Annotated in this window: 7 protein-coding genes and 1 pseudogene; all 8 read left to right on the forward strand. The window is 72.0% G+C overall.

Annotation, left to right across the window (positions count from 1 at the left end):
• Window positions 1–245: 245 nt before the first annotated feature.
• Entirely contained in the window at window positions 246–1,208 is a 963-nt protein-coding gene (locus VGI02_RS00860) for a ParA family protein (RefSeq protein WP_331625330.1), read from the forward strand.
• Window positions 1,208–1,822 carry a PadR family transcriptional regulator gene (locus VGI02_RS00865; RefSeq protein WP_331625331.1) on the forward strand — a complete coding sequence of 205 codons (615 nt, stop codon included), beginning with the start codon at window positions 1,208–1,210 and terminating at the stop codon, window positions 1,820–1,822. Before VGI02_RS00860 ends, VGI02_RS00865 begins: the two co-directional genes overlap by 1 nt.
• A gap of 638 nt (window positions 1,823–2,460) precedes the next feature.
• A complete protein-coding gene (locus VGI02_RS00870; protein ID WP_331625332.1) occupies window positions 2,461–3,384 on the forward strand; it encodes a hypothetical protein in 924 nt (307 codons plus the stop codon).
• On the forward strand, window positions 3,377–4,636 hold the full coding sequence (locus VGI02_RS00875) for an SRPBCC family protein (RefSeq protein ID WP_331625333.1): 1,260 nt from the start codon (window positions 3,377–3,379) through the stop codon (window positions 4,634–4,636). Before VGI02_RS00870 ends, VGI02_RS00875 begins: the two co-directional genes overlap by 8 nt.
• A gap of 72 nt (window positions 4,637–4,708) precedes the next feature.
• Complete coding sequence (gene gvpJ / locus VGI02_RS00880; RefSeq protein ID WP_331625334.1) at window positions 4,709–5,110, forward strand: gas vesicle protein GvpJ; 402 nt, start codon at window positions 4,709–4,711, stop codon at window positions 5,108–5,110.
• Window positions 5,107–5,922, forward strand: coding sequence for a GvpL/GvpF family gas vesicle protein (locus VGI02_RS00885; protein ID WP_331625335.1), 816 nt, complete (start codon window positions 5,107–5,109; stop codon window positions 5,920–5,922). Before gvpJ ends, VGI02_RS00885 begins: the two co-directional genes overlap by 4 nt.
• Before the next feature lies 1 nt (window position 5,923).
• Window positions 5,924–6,187, forward strand: a complete 264-nt coding sequence (locus tag VGI02_RS00890; protein WP_331625336.1) for a gas vesicle protein GvpG — start codon at window positions 5,924–5,926, stop codon at window positions 6,185–6,187.
• Window positions 6,184–6,648, forward strand: a pseudogene (locus VGI02_RS00895) (hypothetical protein); the annotation flags it as partial. The gene VGI02_RS00890 and the pseudogene VGI02_RS00895, both read left to right, overlap by 4 nt.

A 6,648-nucleotide genomic window follows, 5' to 3' on the forward strand; every position in this document is an offset into this window, starting at 1 on the left:
ATCAGTGTCGCCGTCGTCGATCTTCTCCTCGTCGATCACCGGCGTGGTCCCCCGCAGGCCCGACCCGCCGGAGGCGGCCGGCGGTGCGCCGGTCGTGCCGCACCCGCCCGCGCACGCCCTGTGCGTCGTCCGGGCCGGGCGGCCCTGGGCCGTCCGTACGCACCTCGCGGCGCCCGGCCCAACTCGGGCCCGCACCGGTGCGTCGTCCTTGTGCCCGGCGCCATCGCGTGGTCACCCTCCGCGCCGTGGTGGAACCTGGCACCGTCCTCGACGGACCGGACGGCCCGCTGACCCGCGTGATCGCGATGGTCAACGACAAGGGTGGGGTCGGGAAGACGTCGATCGTCGCGAACCTGGCCGGACAGCTGGCCGCGGCGGACTACCGCTGCCTGGTGGTCGACCTCAACCGGCAGGCCAACCTCGCCGACGACCTCGGATACCGCGACGGCGACGGGGACGACCACGGCGCGGGCCTGGTGCTGAGCGTCCTGACCGAGACCCCGCTCGTCCCCGTCCGGCACGTCCGCGAGGGCCTGGACGTGGTGCCCGGCGGCGCCCGGCTGGCCGACCTCGTCCCGCTGATGGTGGCGCGGATGCAGGAACGCGGCCGGGAGGCCTTCGACGTCCTGGCCGATGTCCTGGCTCCCACGGCGGCGCCCTACGACGTCGTCTTCGTGGACTGCCCGCCGGAGTCGCCGATCCTCACCGACCTCGCCCTGACCGCCGCGCGCTGGGTGGTGATGCCGACGAAGTCCGACGTCGGAGGGCTCGTCGGCATGCGCCTGGTCGCCGAGCGCTTCTCGGTGGCCCGCGAGCGGAACCCGGAGCTCCGGCTCCTCGGCGCGGTGCTGTTCGGGACCGGCACCCGCTCGCGGCGCGTCCACGCCGAAGTGCGCAGCGCGGTGGCCGGCGCCTTCGGCGGGAGCTCTCCGCTGTTCGCGACGGCCATCCGCCACGCCGAGCGCAGCGCCCAGGACGCACGGCGGCTGGGCAAGCTCGCGCACGAGCTCGAGCTCGAGGTCGCGTCCCAGCCCGCCTGGTGGGCCTCGCTCCGCGACGGCACGGCGACCCCGCCCCGGGTGTCGCCGACCGCCGCCGGGGTCGCGGGCGACTACCGCGATCTCGGCGTCGAACTCCTGACCCTGCTGCGCGACGCCGAGGAAGCCGTCGCGCAGCCCACCATCCGTCGCGACGTGGAGGCCGTGTGATGTCCCAGGATCTCAGTGACGTCTTCGGGAGACCGGCGACGGCGGGCCTGCGCGACCTCCTGCCGCGGCGTGGCGGGGAGGCCCGGCCACCTGAGCCGGCGCCCGAGGTCGCCACCCCGGCGAGCGGACCGGAGGCCGACGTGACCGCCCCCGCGGCCGAGGCGGACCCGCCCGCGGACGTCGTGCCATCGGTCGACGTCCCGGCTCAACGGACGCCCACCCGGTCCGGCAGGCGCGCGGGGGCGAACCCCACGACCACGAACCGGACGAGCACCAACCGGAGGTGGGGCGTGGCGCGCGTCGCGTCCCGGGACCACGTCGATCTCCTCGTCCTGCTGGCGCTGCGCCTCGGACCGGCCGACGGGCGGGGCGTGATCACCCGCCTCCGCGAGAGCAGCGGCGGGCAGCTCGACGCCCCGGAGCGGACGGTCCACGCGACCCTGCACCGCCTCGCCCGCAACCGTCTCCTCACCCGCAAGCCCGACCCCGCGTCCGGGCGGCACCTCTACGTCCTGACCGCAGCCGGCGAGCGGGCCGCCCGGTCGCGACTGCGGGAGTGGCACGCGCTGACCCGCTGCATGGACGCCGTCGCCGGGACCGATGCCACCTCCTGAGCACGGCGCACGCTCCGCGCCCGGCCCGGTGGTCACCGGATCGTCACGGATCCGGGCGCGCGGGCCACGATTCCGCGACATCTCGGCGACCACCGGCTACCGCCCACCCCACTGGCCCGCTCGGGCGCGCTTCCGGGGCCACGCGGAGTTGGTCCGGATGCCACGTTTCGTTCGACGAATCCCTGGACGGAGCCTGCATTCCGGGCGCATGGCCGGAACATTTCATGATTTTCTGTATCCCCGGATTCCTGAGACATATTGTGACAGTCCGGGTCCGAACTGCTGATCATCTTTCGCTGAGTGAGACGCGCTACTGCCCCTGCCCCCCGGGTGTGCTCCGTATGGCCTCGCCTGCGTCGGAGCAGCACGGTGTCTGACGACAGGATGCCGGTCTGCGCCATTCAGCAGGACGATGCTCCGAACAGTCCATGGCGATAATTGATCGTCTCGGCCTAGTTCCTATGCCATTGTCCAGAGGTAGTGTCCGACCCCACAGCGAGCGACCAGTAGTGCGTCGCACACAGACGGTCACCGATGGCGCGGCGCCCGAGAGCGGCACGACGAGCGCGGAATGCGTCGGGCCGCCGGACGCCGGAAAGGCCGGAACGGACCGGCTGACCCGGGCAGGGAAGGAACTCATGGACGGCGGAAAGATCGCTGCGGCGATCATCGGCGGTTACCTCTTGGGCCGCACCAAGAAGATGAAATTCGCGATCATGCTCGGTGGGGCGCTGATGGGGAAGAAACTCCCCACCGATCCCGCGCAGCTTCTCAAGCTCGCCGGCGGGCTGGTCGACAAATCGCCGGAGCTCCAGAAGCTCGACACCGCGGTGCGCGGGCGGCTGATGGAGGCGGGCAAGGACGCGGCCCTCGCCGTGGCGAGCTCGCGCATGGAGGCCCTGACCGACAACCTGGTCAACCGCGTCGAGACCCTCGGCAAGCCCGCGGGCGACGCCGTGGGGGCCGCGGGCCAGGCAGCCGGGCAGGCCGCCGGAGCCGCGGGCGACACCGTCGGCCACGCCGGCGGTGCGGTCGGTGATGCGGCCGGCGTTGCGGGCTCGGCCGTCGGTGGCGTCGCGGGTGGCGCGGGCAGCGCCGCCTCGGGGCTCACCCGGAAGGGCCGCGGGAGGCGGAAGGCCGAGGCGGAGCCGGCCGAGGAGCCGGAGGACGAGACCGACGACGAGCTCGAGGACGAGACCGCCGAGGACGTCGACGACTCGGAGGACTCCGCCGACGACGACGTCGAGGCCGAGGACACCGGCGGTGCGGACGAGGCACCGTCGCCACGGGGCGGCTCGCAGCGCTCGAGCACGCAGGGCGGCGGCGCCCGTCGCAAGACCCGGTCCGACGCCGGCTCGACCAGGTCCTCGTCGGGCTCGACCAGGTCCTCGTCGGGCTCGACCACCAAGTCGAGCACCGCGAAGAAGCCTGCGGCGTCCACGAAGTCCTCCTCGGGCGGCACCTCCGGGGCGGCGCGCTCCACGAACGGCAACAGCTCCAGCACGCGCAGCAGCTCGGGTCGCTCGACCCGCCGGACCGCGGCGGCGAAGTCGAATGACTGAGACCGACGAGCGGGCAGCCACCAACGGGCACAGCCCCGAACCGGAGTCCGACGGCGTCGAGACGCCTTCCCTCCCGACCGACCGGCTCAGGCAGGCCGCCCAGCTGTTGCTCAAGGCCCTCAGCGACAAGGCCGTCGGCACCGCCGTGAATCAGGTCGAGGGCCTGACCGGCAAGCTCACCGATGTCGCCGAGTCCGGCGGTGTCGGCCTCTCGAGCGCCTTCGGCGGCGGCAACGGTGATGGCGAGGGCGAAGGCGGAGGCGGCATCACCGGCGCGCTCAAAGCGGGCGCGTCGGCCGTCAAGGACAAGGTGACGGGTGCGCTCGGCATGGGCGGCGGGGACGACGAGGACGAGGACTCCGACGGCAGCGGCGGCAGCGGCGGGGGTGGAGGCGGCGGCTCCCGCGGCAAGTTCAAGTTCATGAACATCTACGAGGCGCAGGACGTCGGCGTCCCGCTGCGGGTCGTGTACGACCAGTGGACCCAGTTCGCCGACTTCCCGAGCTTCATGAAGAAGCTCGAGACCGTCGACCAGGAATCCGACGAGAAGTCGACCTGGACCGCCAAGGTGTTCTGGTCGCGCCGTTCGTGGAACACCACGATTCGCGAGCAGGTCCCGGACAGCCACATCATCTGGGTGTCCTCGGGAGCCAAGGGTTACGCGGACGGCATCGTGACCTTCTCCGAGCTCGCACCCAACATGACCCGCATCATTCTGCTTCTCGAGTACTACCCGCAGGGGTTCTTCGAGAAGACCGGAAACATCTGGCGGGCCGTAGGCCGGCGTGCGCGACTGGAGTTCAAGCACTTCTGCCGCCACGTCATGATGGACACCCTCATCAATCGCGAGGAACTCGAGGGCTGGCGCGGCGAGATCCGCGACAGCGAGGTCGTGAAGACCCACGAGGAGGCGATGGAGGAGGAGCAGGCGGCTGCCGAGGCGTCCGACGAGGACGAGCTCGACGACGAGTACGCGGACGACCTCGACGACGAGTACGAGGACGCCGAATACGCGGACGAGGACGCCCCCGCGGCGGAGGACGACGACGAGTTCGTGGCCGAGGACGAGGAGTCCGAGGACGACCTCGACGACGAGCCCGACGACGCCGAGGACACGGACGACGAGTTCGAGGACACCGACGACGAGGAGGACCTCGAGGACGACCAGGTCGACGACTCCGACGCCGAGGACGCGGAGCCCGAGCCCGAGCCCGAGCGTCCGCGCCGCCGCCGTCAGCGGACCCCGGCCTGACCGATCGATCGGTGTCGGACCCGGCCACAGGTCGGGTCCGGCCCGGTCGCCCCGAACGAAAGCGAGTCCAGCGTGACCGTCAGCCAGCGCCAAGGAGGCGGAGGCGTCCAGAAGGCCCCCCAAGGGGGGCTCGCCGAGGTTCTCGACCTGATCCTCGACAAGGGTCTGGTCATCGACGTCTTCGTGAAGGTGTCGCTCGTCGGCATCGAGCTCATCACCATCGACGCCCGGATCGTCGTCGCCAGTGTCGACACCTATCTGAGGTTCGCCGAGGCCACGAACCGCCTCGACCTGCACCAGAAGGGCGGCAAGGACCTCGGCGAGTTCATGGGTGGGCTCACCGAGAACGTGACGGAGGGCGGAGCCAAGGGCAAGACGAAGGGAATGCTCGACGCGGGCAAGGAGAAGTGGGACGAGGTCCGCGGGAACGACGGCGAGCAGCAGTCGGCCCGGCGCGGGAGGCGGAGCTCATGAGCGGGGACGTGGGTGTGGACACCGAACAGAGCAGCACCGACGACGCCGTCGGCTCGTACATCTACGGGATCATCCCGGCCGGTACGCGCATCCCCGAGGGGCTCACGCCCATCCCCGGTGGTGACGACGAGGGCGGACTGGGCCTGGTCACGGTCGGCGAGCTCGCCGCGGTGGTCAGCGACGTGGTGACCACGCGGGCCCTCGGGACCCGCAAGGACCTCATGGCGCACGAGACGGTGCTCAACGCGATCGCCCAGGACTCGCCCGTCCTGCCCATGCGCTTCGGCGCCGTGGTGACCGACGACGACGCCGTCGCCGACGAGCTGCTCACGCCGCATCAGGACTACTTCGTCCGGGCCCTCGGCCAGATGGACGGCCTCACCGAGTTCTCGCTGCGCGGCGAGTACGACCAGACCGCCGTGCTGACCCGCATCGTCGAGGACAACCCGGAGATCCAGCAGCTGCGGGAGCGGATCGCCGGCGTGGACGAGGACGCCTCGTACTACGACCGGATCAAACTCGGCGAGGCGATCTCGCACTCGGTGGACCGGCTGCGCCAGGCCGACGCCGACGCCACGCTCGATGCGCTCGAGCGCTACGCCGTCGCGACCGTGGTCAAGGAGCCGGGTGGGGAGAACGGCGCGGTGCACGTGGCGTTCCTGGTGCGGCGCGATCACCGCACCGACTTCGAGCGTGCGGTCGACGACCTCGGTGACGCGTGGAGCGGCCGGGTCGACCTGCGCCTCATCGGCCCGACCGCCGCGTTCGACTTCCTCCCCGAGTACGACCCTCCCGAGGAGGGTCAGGGCTGAGGTGGGGTTCTTCACCGAGCTGCTCCTGCTTCCCCTCGCCCCCGTCCGCGGGGTCTCGTGGATCGCCGAGCAGATCCAGGACCAGGTCGACTACCGGCTCAACGACCCCGGCGTGATCCGTGCCCAGATCGACGAGATCGACGCGGCGTTCGAGCGCGACGAGATCACCGAGGCCGAGCGGGACGAGCAGCAGGAGGTGCTCCTCCAACGCCTCGTCGGAGGGCCCCAGGCGGAGCCCGGCCCGGGGACCGGGGGTCCGGCGTGAGCGACGACGACCGTCCCGCACCCCGACGCCGGGCCCGCGAGGAGGCGGAGGACCGACCCCGCCGGTCATCCTCCACGGGTGCGAAGGGCACGACGAAGCGGTCGGGGACGACGAGGTCCTCGACGTCCGCCCGGAAGCCGCGGACCGACACGTCCGGGTCGGGCACGACGAAACGCCAGCCCTCGAAGTCCCGCGACTCGACCGACTCCGCCGAGTCGTCCGACCAGGAACGGCCACGCCGTCGCCGGCCCGCGGACCGGGAGCCGACCGGGGACGCCCCCGACCGTCGGGAGAGTGCTCCGCGCCGCCGCGACGGGAGCGACCAGGAACGTCCTCGTCGGCGGCGGCGGCCACCGGAGGCGGACGACGGGCCCGCCGAGGACGTCGAGCCGGCGGTCGAGGAAGCCGAGGCCGTCGAGGAAGACCAGGCGGTCGAGGAAGACCAGGCCGTCGAGGAAGAC

Origin of the sequence: Actinomycetospora sp., from assembly GCF_036497245.1 — a bacterium.
Classification (GTDB): domain Bacteria; phylum Actinomycetota; class Actinomycetes; order Mycobacteriales; family Pseudonocardiaceae; genus Actinomycetospora.